At 54.3% G+C, this 13185-nt stretch carries 13 protein-coding genes and 1 pseudogene; 5 read left to right on the top strand and 9 right to left on the bottom strand.

Annotated features, from left to right (window positions below):
* Nucleotides 1-270: 270 nt before the first annotated feature.
* From F1593_RS25795 to F1593_RS25785, 5 genes are all read right to left on the bottom strand, one after another.
* Nucleotides 271-990, bottom strand: coding sequence for a TetR/AcrR family transcriptional regulator (locus tag F1593_RS25795; RefSeq protein ID WP_216368994.1), 720 nt, complete (start codon nucleotides 988-990; stop codon nucleotides 271-273).
* Between the two features lie 185 nt (nucleotides 991-1175).
* Entirely contained in the window at nucleotides 1176-1337 is a 162-nt protein-coding gene (locus tag F1593_RS28675) for a hypothetical protein (protein ID WP_172632453.1), read from the bottom strand.
* A complete protein-coding gene (locus F1593_RS28670) occupies nucleotides 1338-1508 on the bottom strand; it encodes a hypothetical protein (RefSeq protein WP_172632452.1) in 171 nt (56 codons plus the stop codon).
* Between the two features lie 411 nt (nucleotides 1509-1919).
* Nucleotides 1920-2816, bottom strand: a complete 897-nt coding sequence (locus tag F1593_RS25790) for an LLM class flavin-dependent oxidoreductase (RefSeq protein WP_149404433.1) — start codon at nucleotides 2814-2816, stop codon at nucleotides 1920-1922.
* A 125-nt stretch (nucleotides 2817-2941) separates the two neighbouring features.
* Nucleotides 2942-4015: a zinc-dependent alcohol dehydrogenase family protein gene (locus F1593_RS25785; protein ID WP_149404432.1), complete on the bottom strand. Its 1074-nt coding sequence runs from the start codon at nucleotides 4013-4015 to the stop codon at nucleotides 2942-2944.
* Between the two features lie 274 nt (nucleotides 4016-4289).
* Here F1593_RS25785 and F1593_RS25780 point away from each other — a divergent pair, with 274 nt between their 5' ends.
* On the top strand, nucleotides 4290-6494 hold the full coding sequence (locus F1593_RS25780; RefSeq protein ID WP_149404431.1) for an ATP-binding protein: 2205 nt from the start codon (nucleotides 4290-4292) through the stop codon (nucleotides 6492-6494).
* A 272-nt stretch (nucleotides 6495-6766) separates the two neighbouring features.
* Here the strand turns inward: F1593_RS25780 and F1593_RS25775 are convergent, their stop codons facing one another.
* From F1593_RS25775 to F1593_RS25765, 3 genes and pseudogenes are all read right to left on the bottom strand, one after another.
* A complete protein-coding gene (locus tag F1593_RS25775; RefSeq protein WP_172632451.1) occupies nucleotides 6767-7210 on the bottom strand; it encodes a DMT family transporter in 444 nt (147 codons plus the stop codon).
* Between the two features lie 363 nt (nucleotides 7211-7573).
* Nucleotides 7574-8713: pseudogene (locus tag F1593_RS25770) on the bottom strand (IS701 family transposase); the annotation flags it as partial.
* 308 nt (nucleotides 8714-9021) lie between these two features.
* Nucleotides 9022-9762, bottom strand: a complete 741-nt coding sequence (locus tag F1593_RS25765) for an SDR family NAD(P)-dependent oxidoreductase (protein WP_149404429.1) — start codon at nucleotides 9760-9762, stop codon at nucleotides 9022-9024.
* Between the two features lie 131 nt (nucleotides 9763-9893).
* On the opposite strand from F1593_RS25765, the gene F1593_RS25760 reads away from it, so the two are divergent.
* Nucleotides 9894-10808 carry an AraC family transcriptional regulator gene (locus F1593_RS25760; protein WP_149404428.1) on the top strand — a complete coding sequence of 305 codons (915 nt, stop codon included), beginning with the start codon at nucleotides 9894-9896 and terminating at the stop codon, nucleotides 10806-10808.
* A gap of 85 nt (nucleotides 10809-10893) precedes the next feature.
* Nucleotides 10894-11064 carry a hypothetical protein gene (locus tag F1593_RS28665; protein WP_172632450.1) on the top strand — a complete coding sequence of 57 codons (171 nt, stop codon included), beginning with the start codon at nucleotides 10894-10896 and terminating at the stop codon, nucleotides 11062-11064.
* A 74-nt stretch (nucleotides 11065-11138) separates the two neighbouring features.
* On the opposite strand, the gene F1593_RS25755 is transcribed toward F1593_RS28665, so the two are convergent.
* Nucleotides 11139-11726, bottom strand: a complete 588-nt coding sequence (locus tag F1593_RS25755) for a TetR/AcrR family transcriptional regulator (protein WP_149404427.1) — start codon at nucleotides 11724-11726, stop codon at nucleotides 11139-11141.
* A 183-nt stretch (nucleotides 11727-11909) separates the two neighbouring features.
* On the opposite strand from F1593_RS25755, the gene F1593_RS25750 reads away from it, so the two are divergent.
* Nucleotides 11910-12599: a class I SAM-dependent methyltransferase gene (locus tag F1593_RS25750; protein ID WP_172632449.1), complete on the top strand. Its 690-nt coding sequence runs from the start codon at nucleotides 11910-11912 to the stop codon at nucleotides 12597-12599.
* Between the two features lie 103 nt (nucleotides 12600-12702).
* Nucleotides 12703-13062, top strand: coding sequence for a hypothetical protein (locus tag F1593_RS25745; RefSeq protein ID WP_149404425.1), 360 nt, complete (start codon nucleotides 12703-12705; stop codon nucleotides 13060-13062).
* Nucleotides 13063-13185: the final 123 nt, after the last annotated feature.

The raw sequence follows: 13185 nt of genomic DNA, 5'->3' as shown, positions 1-13185 counted from the left end.
GGAAACGAAGACATTCTTCTTTAGGATATATGAGTCCAGTTGATTACGAAAAACAAGAAAAAAAGACAGAGAATCATCTTTCTTGACAAATATCTTGTTTGTATGTTAATATATACGTATACGGAATACGTATATATACAGAGAAATGATCGTTCTTTTCTCTTATTTGATGCATTTCCACTGACTCATTCTTTCCGTTTGAGTCCCCTCCAAAAACGGGTCAATTCCAAAGCTCCCGCCACACCTGCGAGCAGGCACGAGAACTTTCCATCAGTGAGGACATACTTCCTCCTGTTCTGTGGCAGCACGAGGAGTGCTCAGTGTTCCAGAGAGGAGAACGTCGATGGCCCACGCGAACCGGTCAGGACCGCTACCGGAAAACAGCTCATCGCCAAGGTGGGCAAGATGCGGGTGCCTGCTCGCGTCAATGGTGGTAATCGCCGCAACGAGGGCCGAGTCCTCCTCGGCGGCAGCTCCTCTCTCCTTCCGCGTGCTGTGCTCCGCAGCGACCGCTGTCGCATACAGCAGCAGCAGGTCAACAGCCCACGTGGCCTCGCGATCCGGCATCCCCCCCTGCTTCAAGAGGGCCAGGAGCTGCTCCAGCAAGGAGAGGTAGTTTGGGCCGCTGGGGTGCATGGTCAAGGTCATGCGAGCAATTTCTGGATAGTCGAAGAGAACGAACAGATAGCGCGTGAGCACCTGTTTCACCTGGTCGCGCCACGTCCCCTCCGAGGCGCGCGGCTCGATGACCGCAGCCAGGAGGGCATCGAGAATCTGCACATGCAGATCTGCGGTATTACGCACATAGACATACAACGACGCTGGCCCTGTATCCAGCGCTTGCGCAATCCGACGCATGGTCACCTTGTGGAGCCCCTCAGCACGTAGGATAGCGAGCGCGGCATCAATGATGCCCTGCCGGGTCAAAGCTGGTTTGGCCGGACGTTCGCGCCGACTACGAGGTGGGGGCACATCTTTGTTTGTCATCATGCAAGCAGTATAACACGAACACGTTCGTAACGCAAGTGTTCGCGACGAACGCGTTCTTCAGATCTCCATGCCCGGTCTACGACGTGCCCGCAACGCCTTGCGGCTTCTACCCACTCCTTCGTGGCTGATGACACGTCACGTCATGCGAAGCCTTTGACAGTTATATGGTACGTCGTATCTTTTCGTCAGGATTGCACTGATAGGCCAATACGTCGGTCTTTGGCTACTCCTTTCATCAGGCTCTCTTTCCCTTTCTCACCCACTTGCACATCTTGCGCCTTCACCTGTTGAGCAATGGCGAGAGCCAGCTGAGCCAGGAGTGCGTCTTCCTGTTGCAAGGTCTGCACTCAGGTCTCCACTGCTCGCAGCACGTTCAGGATCAGGGTGAGTGCCTCATCTTTCTCAATTTGTTGATCCCAGTCACGATCCAACGCCGCTTTCAGGCTGTTTTCACAGACCAACTCGGCTCCCGCCTCCTTGGCTACCTCGACCAGCTCCCGTCCCTGCTGATCGGCCATCACACGCATGACCTTTTTGAGCGCGTGCCCCACTGTACGTATCTTCGACTCGTCCGGCTCCCCACAAGGGGCTGCTATCCAACGCTGCCCGTAAGGCTCGTGGCCCAAACGCCTGGCTTCGGCCTGAGATCTCGATGGTTCGTTCGATGAGCCGTCGGTTCATCTGGCCCTCAATCAATCGCCAACGAAAGGCCACCAGCGTTCCTTCTCTCATGCGTGGCATCTGAGAGTCTTGTGCGTAAAAATGTATCGAGAATCTGCTGCTTTACCACCCCTCCTTCTTGCTCAAGGATGACAAAGCCACCTGACAGGCGAGGAGAAAAGCCTGTCAGGTGGCTAACGAGGAGAAAACCTGAGGAGATGCTTCACGTTTGCGCAAACCAGATGCGTTTCTTTAAGCGACCTGGTTGCTCAATAGGATCTTTCTTTGTACGATGCGTTCCCAACAATTTCTGCCAGCCGATGGACCTGGTCCAGTTCAGGAAGGCAAGGTGCTAAGAGTAGCTCGTCTGTTCCAATATCAGCAAACTCCTGGATGCGTGTTTGCAGTGCCTCTGGAGTTGTTGCAACGAAACTTGCTATCTGCTGTGCTGCTATTGGCCCCAGGAAGCCATACGTGTCAAGAATATAGGCTTTCGCACACTCGGCTACTCCTGGACCAAGCGCGTAATAGGCTCCGACAACCAGGCGAGGCTTGCCCCGTCTGCCAGCGCTCTGCCAATATTTTTCAGCCTGACGGAATTGCTCATTGACTTGTTGAGAAGGACCAAGCCCGGCAGCAATGTAGCCATTCCCCCAGCGCCCGACACGAGCCATTGCTGAAGGGGAGCCAGCTCCGATCAGCACTTCAGGACCTCCTGGCTGCACAGGGGTTGGACCGATGAGCCCTATCTCATCGTCCACAGGCTGCCCAGACCAGATACGTGTCATCAGTTCAAGCTGCTGCTCGAAGCGCCTGCCACGATCAGAAAACGATGCTGGTGCGGCTCGGAAGTCTACCTCCCTCCCCCCGACACCCAGACCCAACGACAATCGACCATTCGAGAGCGCATCCAGGCTGGCAGCCTGCTTGGCAAGAATACCCGCGTTATGCAATGGGGCCACCAGTATCCCTGTCATTAGTCGTATGCGCCGCGTCTCTGTAGCAACTGCTGCCAGGATGATCAGCGGATCAAAATTAGGATAGGCCAGGCGATCAATGATACCGAGGCTGGAAAACGGCCCCGCATCCGCCAGCCTGCCCCACTCGCGAATAAATGGGGCAGTAGCATTGGGAAAAGTTGTCGGCAGTTCTATGCCAATGTTCATAGCATTCTCCAAATGAATTTTTCGTTAAGAAAGCATCGTGATGAGATACCTGTAACAGGATCACGTATCCTCCTATTACAGGTGGAAAGCCCGTGTGACGCAGTGGACGTTGCCTTTCTCTCAACTCAGTTCTGGCTGATAACTACCTTTCCAAAGGGCCTAGCCTCTTCGTAGTAACGGTAAGCCGCCTTTGCGTCCTCGAAAGGAAACACGCGGTCGATGACAGGTTTGAGCCGTCCCTGAGCAATGGCACGGTTCATAGCGCTAAAGTGCGCTCGACTTCCCGCATAGATGCCTCGCAACGTGGCAAGATTCATACCGATGGTAGCGTAATCGATCTTTGCGACGTCGCTGGGGAGCCATCCAACCAGCGTGATCTGTCCATCGGGTGCGAGAGTCTTCATCGATTGCTCAAATGTGCCAGGGCTGGTGGTCTCAACGACATGATCGACCCCTCGTCCCCCCATCAGCTTACGTACCTCTTCATGCCAGTTGGGCGTTGTCCGATAGTTGGTCACTACATCATCGGCCCCCAGTGCCTTGAGCCGCTCAGCCTTCTCATCGCTCGATGTGGTCATAATCACACGTGCGCCGAAGAGTTTGGCGAGTTGAAGGGCGAAGAGAGCGACGCCTCCTGATCCCAGAGTGAGCACTGTTTCGCCCGCCTGGAGTGGCCGACTCCCACCTACCAACGCATTCCAGGCAGTGAGAGCGGCAGTGGGCAAGGTGGCAGCTTCTTCAAAAGAGAGATGGTCGGGGATGTGCACAATGGTTTCTTCGTTCAAAAGCGCATATTCTGTCAGAAGCCCATCCAGTGTCCCACCGATCTGTGAGGCAAAATGAAAGCCTCCATCAGGGCCATCAATCCACGCCGGGATGTGTGCGGTCGGGTCCCATCCGCCAAAGGGGCCATCAATCCACTTCACGAGGGTGTTCACCGCGACCCGGTCACCAATCTTCGCGCGGGTGACGCCAGGGCCTGTCGCCACGATCTCGCCAGCCCCGTCACACAGTTGAATGCCGCCCGGCTTGATCGCTAAGGGATACATGCCTCGCATAATCAAGAGATCTCGGTAGTTGAACGCGCTGGCCCGCACCCGCATCAGCACGGCGTTCGGACCAGGGACCGGGATGTCGTGTTCTTTCACGGTCAGGCCCGCCAGGCCCGCGCCTTTATGCGTCAAATGATAACTCTTCATGAATTCTTCCTTTCTTCACCACGAGAACGTCTGCAAGTCGATGCACCTGTTCACGGTAGTGTACAAACGATCGAGATCCGCTTTTCCTTCAATCTTTGTCATGAATCTTTCTCCTCTCAGGAAATGGGATATGCTCATCAATTGAGGCCACTGCACCCTCTCGCACAGCGTCGTGTGGTATACTGGGGCAACAGACAGCCTCCTGAGTTGTCCATGTTGCTAGTCTAAAACACCTTCGTGACCCAACCGTGAACAGAAACGTGAACAGAACACTATGAGTCAGCTCGCTCTTTCTCTGCTTGGTACTCCTGAGATTCGTCATCAGGAGCAGGTGCTGAAATTTCGGACACGCAAAGCATGCGCCTTGTTGATCTATCTTGTCCTTGAGGGAGGAATGCACTCTCGTGAGAAGCTCATGGCTCTCTTGTGGCCGGACCTTGATGAGCAGCAAGGCCGTACCATTCTGCGCCGCACCTTAGCATTACTTCGCGATGCGCTTGGAGAGGCAACTGCCATGCCTCACGAAACCCATCTTGCCGTGGAACGGAATGCTCTGGGCGTGCGACCTACTTCCACGACGATGAGTGATGTTGCGCTCCTGAATGCAGCGTTTACCCATGTCCGTTCTCATCACTCTCTGGATCAAGTGCGGGGTGAGGAGCGCCACCAGCTTGAGATACAGGTGAGGGAAGCGCTTCATCAGGTCAGAGGCGCGTTTTTGGAAGACTTTCTCCTGCCCGACGCGCCGACATTTGATACCTGGATGAGTACACAACGTGAAGCGCTTCGTTATCGTGTGAGTGTTCTCTTCGATTCCCTCTCGGCACTGCAAATGGAGGGAGGAGAACTTTTCAATGCGCATGCCACGGCAAGCCAATGGGTTGCCTTCGACCCTGGCGATGAGGCCGCAACCCGGCGTTTGATGCAGGTGTCTTTTATGGTGGGCAAACGTGACGAAGCCTTGCGGGTGTATGAAACAGCGCGTGCCTGGCTCTCGCGTGAATTGGGTGTCGAGCCCACACCAGAAACGATGGCTCTGGCTGAGAGACTGCGCAGAGAACAACCCTTGCGCCTGTCAAGGCCGCTACAGCCTTCTTCCCAATTCTCGGTCGCGTCGGTCCACCTTGACGGTTTCCTGGTCGGGCGAAACCGGGAATACGCAAGTCTCGTCGAGCACTATCAGCGTGTGACGCGCCAGGAAACGCATCTTGTGCTGCTTGAAGGCGAAGCGGGTAGTGGCAAGACACGGTTAGTAACGGACTTTCTCGCATGGGCCGAGATGCAAGGAGCAGATGTCCTTCATGGCCGGGCGTTTGCGAATGGAAGGAGTTTTCCCTATCAACTCGTCGTGGACACGCTGCGTCGGCGGGTGGAACAGGAGAACGCGCCTGATGATTTGCTCAATGATATCTGGCTCAGCGAACTTTCACGTATCCTGCCGGAATTGCGTGACCGGTATCCAGATCTGCCTGTTCCCCTCGCAGACGAATCCACCGGGCAAACGCGGTTATTTGAGGCCGTTGCTCGCCTGGGAAAAGCGTGGGCGTTGCGCCGACCTCTGGTGGTGTTTGTCGATGATCTCCAATGGTGCGATAGCGCCTCTCGTAATGTGCTCTTCTACGCTTTGCACCGGTGGAGGGAAAGTCAGCTTCCCGTGTTGCTCATTGCGAGCGTGCGTACCGAAGAACTCCTCCCGCAGCCTGACTTGCAGGCGTGGCTTTTCAACCTGAAGCAAGAGGGACCCGCGCTTGCGCTTACCCTTGAAGCACTGCGCTACGAGGATCTTGTCCAGTGGGTCCAGTATTTGGATGAACATTCTCTTCAGCAGGGAAGCGGAAAGATAGCAGGAAAAGAAATGAACCGTGCAACTGCTGATGGTACTTCTTTCGTGCAGTGGCTGTTCAACAAAACGCGAGGACAGCCGTTGTACGTTGAGGAAGTATTCAGGACACTGCTTGAACGCCAGATGCTACGAGCCCTTCGCAGGCCAGATGGGACGTGGGCAATAGATACGTCGGTTACGGACGCAGAAATCGCGCAATGGCACGACATTCTCCCGTCGAGAATACACGACATGATTCGCATGCGTCTCACGCATGTCTCTTCGGTCGCCAGACTCGTACTCAACGCGGCATCTGTATTCTGCCGCGATTTCACCTTTGAGCAACTCTGTCAGGTAACAGAGCTTCTCGAGAATGACGCGCTCCAAGCTCTTGATGACCTTCTCTGCCATCATCTGCTCATTGAGCAAGTCAACGGAGCGGTCACCTACTCCTTCTCTCACGATACTCTCCGTGAAGTGGTCTATGGCGAAATAGGTGAGAGCAGGCGACGCATCTTTTATCGCCGGGTATTGCAGCATCTACAAGCCGCTTTCGCTCCAGAAGCCCTAATCGCGCACTACGCACGTTATGCCGAATTACCTGCTTCAGTGGCAGTTGAAGCACATGAGCACGTGACGAAGCAGTATCGCCATTGACCGATGAAATGCATTTTTCCTTCTGAGAAGGGGGGCAACTTTTCCTAATGGTCGGGTGGCAGACAATCGCCCAGCCGCACCGTCAGCTCGAGCGCCCGGTCGTAGTCCACGAGACCTCGCCAGCGGATCGGTAACGCCGTTGGTTAGTGGCAGTGACAAATAGCTTACGAGGTTTCTCAACATGAGAAAGGATGGTGTGCTTATGCACAAGAAAGCAAGTTTGGCTTGTTTCCATCCACCCAAAGCTGAGAAGAAGAGGAGCTGGCTGATTTTCAAGAACGGCGGGTAGCCCGGATGCCCAACATTATCCCGAGAATGATCAACGAGGCGCCCAGGAACTCGAAGAGATTAGGAAATTGAGCATCAGCTACTGCAACGTAGACGAGCACGGTGATGGGCTCGAATACGATCAATTGTCCTGCCAGGGAGACGGGCAATGCAACGAAGGCTCGATTCCACAGCCACGTTCCTCCCCAAGAGACAACAGTACCGAGAATGAGACTTCCTACCGCAAATGGCAACAACGGACTTCTTGGTTCCAGAAGCGTCTGGAGGCCGAACGGGATGCCGCCACTTGCTGGTGCCAGAGGCAGAGCGAGCAATACCAGCAACAAGGTACTCACGCCAATCATGGTCGACCAGGTTGCTGATGAAAGATCGGGATGAGTACGCAGAAAGTTTGTATTGGCAACAGCGTACCAGGTCCACAGTGCCACCGCGACCCCAGCAAAGAGGATCCCCAAGAATCGTTGTCCAACGGAGGCTTCCGGAAGTCCTTGTCTCCCACTCAAGGCATAGTCCTACAGTTGTAGATGACTGGCAAGAGTGCTTCGGCGATTGTAATGGCAAAGCCGTGCGAGAGCTTGATGCGTGCGTCGCCAGAATGACCAGGCCAGGTGGTATGCAAAGGAAAGAGACCGTTTGCCTACGATATAAAAGAAAAGCTGTCGGATTTCGGCAACACTGAGGGGAACCATGACCGGGAGATCAGAAGACACTTGGGCTTGAACAGAGTCAGTTGCTTCTGACTCCGGTGTCTGGGGTGTCTGCTCAGGCTTCTTTTTTTGCACGTTTTCTCCCTCGTCGGTTCGTAAGGCCGTTAAAAAGGCCAGGGCGAGCATTGAGAGCGTTATGTGATGGTACCAACCGTGCCAGGAACGCACTTCGTACTCATCCAAGCCCACTTCTCCTTTCCCTTCCTCAAAACACTGCTCCACCGTCCAGCGCGCGCCAAAAGCTTCCACCATCTCCTCCAAAGAGGTGCCAGCGGGAGCAAAGACCAGCACATAAGCCATCTCCGCAGGTTTGACCCCCTCATTCAGGCTTCGTCGCACCAACAGCCAGCGCTGCCACCCACTTGCCTCTGGTGCCGCGAGTTCGATGCGCGCCCACGCGAAGAGGCGCGGTCCTTTGCTCCCCATGCCTGCACTCAGATCCTGCCAGTCCTCCCTCGTCAGGCCATGGGCAACCTGATCCACTCGCCTGCGGGCTCCCTGCACCTCGACGTGTTCTTTACAGGCCACCGCCAAAGCATACGCTTGTTTGCGGGCTTCCAGATTAGCCCGCAACGGCTGTGAACTCCCGTACACGGTATCACCAGCCACCCAGGTGACAGGAAGTCCTGCACCCAAGGTCCGTTCCAGCATGCTCCATGCCAATTCTGGTTTGGTGGCAAAGGCCACCGACGCCGGCACATGGGCTTCTCGACAGCGTTCCTGGTTGTCGGTCCAGCTCTTAGGCAAGTATAATTCTCGGTCAAGCAATGTGTGCCCACGCGGACTCGTATAGGAAAGAAAGACGCCTATCTGACAATTTTCGATGCGTCCAGCCGTGCCACTGTACTGCCGTTGAACGCCTACGGATTTGCCCCCTTTTTTGAGAAACCCCGTCTCATCGATGACCAACACTCCATCAGGATCGGCAAGCGCCTGTGAGACGTATATACGCAACTCATCTCGCACGCCGTCGCAATCCCACCTGGCTCGATCCAACAGGTGTTGCATCGCATATGGGGTGGCTTCCCCTACCTCTTCGGCTATCTGCCACCCGTTTTTTCGTTCTCCTGAACTCATCAATCCCCGTATATAAGCAAGCGCTCGGTGGGAAGACTCTGATCGCACGAAATAGCGTCTGATCCGTTGGCCCAGTTCATGGAAGGCTGTGGTCCATACCTCTTCAGAAGAGGACAATACGTTGACCGAGGAAAAAAGAAGAGGCATACAGGATTCTCCTTGCGTTCTCATTTTCTCCCTGAGATTGTTTCCTTTTCTCATGATATAGGGAGCAAGAAAGGACCAAAGCATCATCAGGGCTATCGAGTGGCGTTTGCTAAACTTGGCTCGATAGTCCTGATGATAAGGACCTCATCCACGCGTCTTTTCGACACAGACATACGCCTCTGTCAGACACGCAGGCAGGTCACCTGATGAGTGAAGCAGAGTACCAGAGAGCATGAAGCAGGATCGGCACTCAACTCTGACTGATGATCACTTTTCCCAATGGGTTGCCCCTCACCCGAAAGAACGCGTTAGCGAGGATACAATCCACCGTCGATGACGATGGTCTGAGAAGTGATAAACGCATTCCCAATGAGTAAGAGAACGGCATCAGCAACTTCTTCTGGACGACCAAGACGCCCGACAGGGATGCGTGTGGCCAGCTGCCGATGGGCCTCTTCATCTCCTGGTAACGTTCCACCACCCTCAATCAGAGCGGGTGCGAGCGCATTGACTGTCACTCCATAGGGTGCAAGCGAGCCTGCCAGGGCATGCATCAAGCCCATCTGACCCGCTTTCGATGCGGCATAATGGGCCCCAACGACTCCGCCGATAAAACCAGCAACCGAAGAGATCAGGATAATCCGCCCCCAACCTTGCTCACGCATCCCCGGAATCACCCGTTGTGAGAGCAAGAAGGAGGATCGAAGATTGATTTCCATGACCTGATCCCATTCTTCTACGGTAATAGCCTCCAGCGAACGTTGTGGGCCAATTGCAGCATTATTCACCAGAACATCGATTCTCCCTAATACATCCTCAGCGGATTGGACAAGTGTTGCGATCTGCTGTGGATCACGCAAGTCCGTTCTAATCGCAATGGCACGCCGACCTAGAGCAGTGATGTGTTGGACCACTTCCTCTGCCTTTGCTTGATCCTTTTCGTACCCGATGGCCACATTGATCCCAACTTCCGCCAGTTTCACCGCAATGGCTTGTCCTATGCCACGGCTTCCCCCTGTTACAAGGGCGACACGACCTCTCATATCCATCGATCTCTTTCCTTTCGTTCCTTCCTTGACTAAAACGATCTCCTGCACATACTCTACTCCTGAAAGGTGATATGATCTATGTCAGCATGTTCTGAATGTGTGTCTCATCGTCCAGATCTGGAGAAATTATTATGGATGTACTTACAGATGTCCTCAATGCGCTAGAACTCAAAAGTTGTCTCTGTTCGCGCACAGAGATTCCCGCCCCTTGGCGCTTTTCCTTTGCTGCCAGCCAGGATGCCATCTTTCATATTTTTAATTTTGGCAGCGGATACCTCTGTGTCGAAGGAGAATGTGTGCCTCTGCTGGTCAAGGATGGGGACGTGGTTGTCCTTCCTCAAGGGCATGCGCATACGATCTGTGATGAGCTTGCTTCGCCTCTGATCAAATCAGCGCGGATGGACTATGATGCACAGAGGGGGTATGAGGTGTTTCCTTTTGAGGGCGACGGGCCAAAGACGGTCTTACTCTGTGGAGCCTTCCATTTTGAACATCCGGGCAATTATCCCTTGCTCCACTGTTTGCCAAAAATCATTCATATTCCTGGGGAACAGGGACAACTGGTGGATGGCTTCGCAGATACGCTGCGTTTGATCGCACGGGAAGCGGCCGCACCTCGACCTGGTGCTGAGGTCATGCTGAGGAGATTGACGGAAATGCTCTTTATTCAGGTAGTCCGGGCATGGATAGAAAAGCAACCGCAAGTGGCTGGAGGATGGATATCAGCGCTACGCGACCAGCCAATCAGTACTGCCCTCGGTCTGATCCATCAGTTTCCCAAACAAAGGTGGAAGGTAGAGAACCTCGCTGATGCCGTTGCTCTGTCCCGATCAGCGTTCTCATCTCGCTTCACGCTTCTTGTAGGAGAGCCGCCAATGAAATACCTCACCCGTTGGCGTATGCACCTTGCCACACACCTGCTCAAAAACGAAGGGAAGATGAGTCTGATCGCGCAGCAGCTCGGCTATGATTCTGAAGTGGCCTTTCGCAAAGCGTTCAAGCGAGAAATAGGTATTACTCCAACTCGATATCGTCAGCAGAGATAGAGCGTGGAGAGAAGGTTACAAACCTTGGGCAGGATGGATCGGAAAAAAGTAGTTGCCTCATCTACAACTGTAGGAATAGAGGTTGATGACCAGCAGCCCCAAGACAATCAGCCGTTGGCAGGATGAAGTTGAAAAGGAGCAGCAGGAGCGTGAGCCAGAACACGATCGGGGAGCGCAGCACGTAGTGCAGTCCTTCGAGAATCGCATTGCCGATTCTTGCTTCTTCTTTCTGTTCACACATTTTCGTTCCGAGTGAAAGCCCAGGGAAAGTGCATCGAGAGAGGCCGCATCAAGAGCACCTGCCCCGACGTTCGGATGCGCAAGCCGCAACTACCAGGTGCTCGCTTCCTTGAAGAGTGCAGAGGCAAGCAGGGCAACTTTCGTGGCGATCTCTCTGGGGGTGTAGGGTCGCTCATGCTCAAGCCACCAGGTGATGGTCTCAACAAACATCGCGGACACCAGGTCTGGTACAAACTCGTTGGAGAAACCGTGGGAGAGGTACGAACTCGTGTCCGGTCCGTGGGGATGGCGTCCCCGCTCTTTGATCAGTCCGCTCAGCGCCGCACGCATCCTCCTCACGAACCAGGGACTGCCCTTGCTCCCCAGCAGTGCTCGATAGAGCCGGGCGTACACAGCGATATGCTCGAAAAACGTTACCCATATCTCTGCTGGATGTTCTTGCCCTAACTCGCCCACCGCATTCAATAAGGCGCTCATGGCTTCCTCAAAGATCTGCTCCACCAGGTCGTATTTGTCCTGATAATGGCGATAGAAGGCGGTACGACTCACCATCGCACGCTCGATAATCTCACTGACGGTGAGCGCGTCAAACCCTCGTTCCTCGATCAAATCAAGCAGCGCTTCCCTCAGCAATTTCTGCATCCGTCTCACCCGTAAGTTGGCACTGTTTTGGGTCATTTTGTTCTCCTTGTTCCATTCAGAACAAAATCTCTTTTTTGATACTTGTATTCACCTGTTCGGTCAGTTACCTTTGTAAGGGAACAGGGTATTCTGTCGCAAACAGTATGTTCCATGGAGCACGCTCTGTCAACAGGCAAATCTCACCAATCCATACGGTATTCACCGAAAGGAGTAGCATCTATGCATTCGTTCGCATCTCACCGCCATCGCAAGTCGAAAGCGTCTCCGGCGCAAAAAACGAAGGGTCTGGTGCTCAATAGCGGTTGGCGCTATGACCTGGGGGAATGGTTGCATAATACCTTTTCCTTCCAGGGGATGTTTCGGAAGCTTAGACGGAGAACCATCAACCTGGCCCAATTGCAACCTGGAGAACAGGTGCTGGATGTAGGATGTGGCACGGGAACGCTGGCGCTAGAAGCGGCTCGCTGGGTGGGCCGTGAGGGTCGCGTCACTGGCATTGATCCAGGAGATCAGCAAATCACCCATGCCCGTGCGAAAGCAGCTCGACGCCACGTGGACATCGATTTCCAGGTAGGAGTAATTGAGCAACTCCCTTTCCTCGATCAAACATTTGATGTCGTGTTCTCGACTTTGATGATGCATCATTTACCGGCTCCCCTCAAGCGTCAGGGACTCGCGGAAATTGCTCGCGTGCTCAAACCTGGGGGACGACTGATCATCGCTGATTTCACGCATAAGCAGGAACGAACAGGTTCGGCGGCACGCTTTCATGCAGGAGGGAGCCGTCTGCAAGACCTGGAGACCCTTCTCAGGGAAGCGCGTTTCGACCAGTTGGCGACTGAGAATCTACCGCGTCCATGCTTCTCTTCTTTCCCAGGAGCAAGCATTGTTCGCGCCTACAAATGCTGAGATACATACATCTCCACATCGATGCCGCGTCCAGGCATCGCCTGCGGCACCCGCGAGCTTCTTGAAAACACCTATCATGGACACACAAAAGGAGTATCTTTCTATGAAAAAAGCCATATGCCAGGGCGCGCGTAATACAAATATGCCCCTGACTGATCCGTTTGCCTACCAGGGCGGTGGGCTCTGCGAAAGAGGGGGGGCTGTGATGAGCAAGCAGTATGACGCGGCACCATCGTTGCCGAAAGACGTGGGGGTGCAGCCTGGCCAGAGTCTCCCCCCTAAAACATTCACTCTCCAAAGAGCACTGGCTGCCGCAGGAATCTGCGCCCCGATCCTGTTCACGATTGGCTTCGTGATGCAGGGCTTCCTGCGAACCGATCTGCACCTGGGATGTCCCTGGTCAGTTGCGCTCTCGTCGGTGGTGATCCCTTTCCCCCGTTCATTCTGCTTCCGCTGCCCGTAAGAACTTATCCGAAAACCTACAAGGAGGAAACGCGATCACATTGTTGAAAGCAAATGAGCGCACAAGCCAAGCACAACAAGGTCTGATAGGAACGCGGGCGCTTCTCCCAGCGGATCAGCAGAC

Source organism: Dictyobacter arantiisoli, from assembly GCF_008326305.1.
GTDB lineage: Bacteria > Chloroflexota > Ktedonobacteria > Ktedonobacterales > Ktedonobacteraceae > Dictyobacter > Dictyobacter arantiisoli.
The sequence above is the reverse complement of the archived record's forward strand: the minus strand, read 5'-3'. Positions and strand labels throughout refer to the sequence as shown.

Excerpts from the sequence above, each read along its gene's own strand:
- F1593_RS25795 (WP_216368994.1), bottom strand. The coding sequence starts at position 990 with ATGATGACAAACAAAGATGTGCCCCCACCTCGTAGTCGGCGCGAACGT.
- F1593_RS28670 (WP_172632452.1), bottom strand. The coding sequence starts at position 1,508 with ATGGCCGATCAGCAGGGACGGGAGCTGGTCGAGGTAGCCAAGGAGGCG.
- F1593_RS25790 (WP_149404433.1), bottom strand. The coding sequence starts at position 2,816 with ATGAACATTGGCATAGAACTGCCGACAACTTTTCCCAATGCTACTGCC.
- F1593_RS25785 (WP_149404432.1), bottom strand. The coding sequence starts at position 4,015 with ATGAAGAGTTATCATTTGACGCATAAAGGCGCGGGCCTGGCGGGCCTG.
- F1593_RS25780 (WP_149404431.1), top strand. The coding sequence starts at position 4,290 with ATGAGTCAGCTCGCTCTTTCTCTGCTTGGTACTCCTGAGATTCGTCAT.
- F1593_RS25765 (WP_149404429.1), bottom strand. The coding sequence starts at position 9,762 with ATGGATATGAGAGGTCGTGTCGCCCTTGTAACAGGGGGAAGCCGTGGC.
- F1593_RS25760 (WP_149404428.1), top strand. The coding sequence starts at position 9,894 with ATGGATGTACTTACAGATGTCCTCAATGCGCTAGAACTCAAAAGTTGT.
- F1593_RS28665 (WP_172632450.1), top strand. The coding sequence starts at position 10,894 with ATGACCAGCAGCCCCAAGACAATCAGCCGTTGGCAGGATGAAGTTGAA.
- F1593_RS25755 (WP_149404427.1), bottom strand. The coding sequence starts at position 11,726 with ATGACCCAAAACAGTGCCAACTTACGGGTGAGACGGATGCAGAAATTG.
- F1593_RS25750 (WP_172632449.1), top strand. The coding sequence starts at position 11,910 with ATGCATTCGTTCGCATCTCACCGCCATCGCAAGTCGAAAGCGTCTCCG.
- F1593_RS25745 (WP_149404425.1), top strand. The coding sequence starts at position 12,703 with ATGAAAAAAGCCATATGCCAGGGCGCGCGTAATACAAATATGCCCCTG.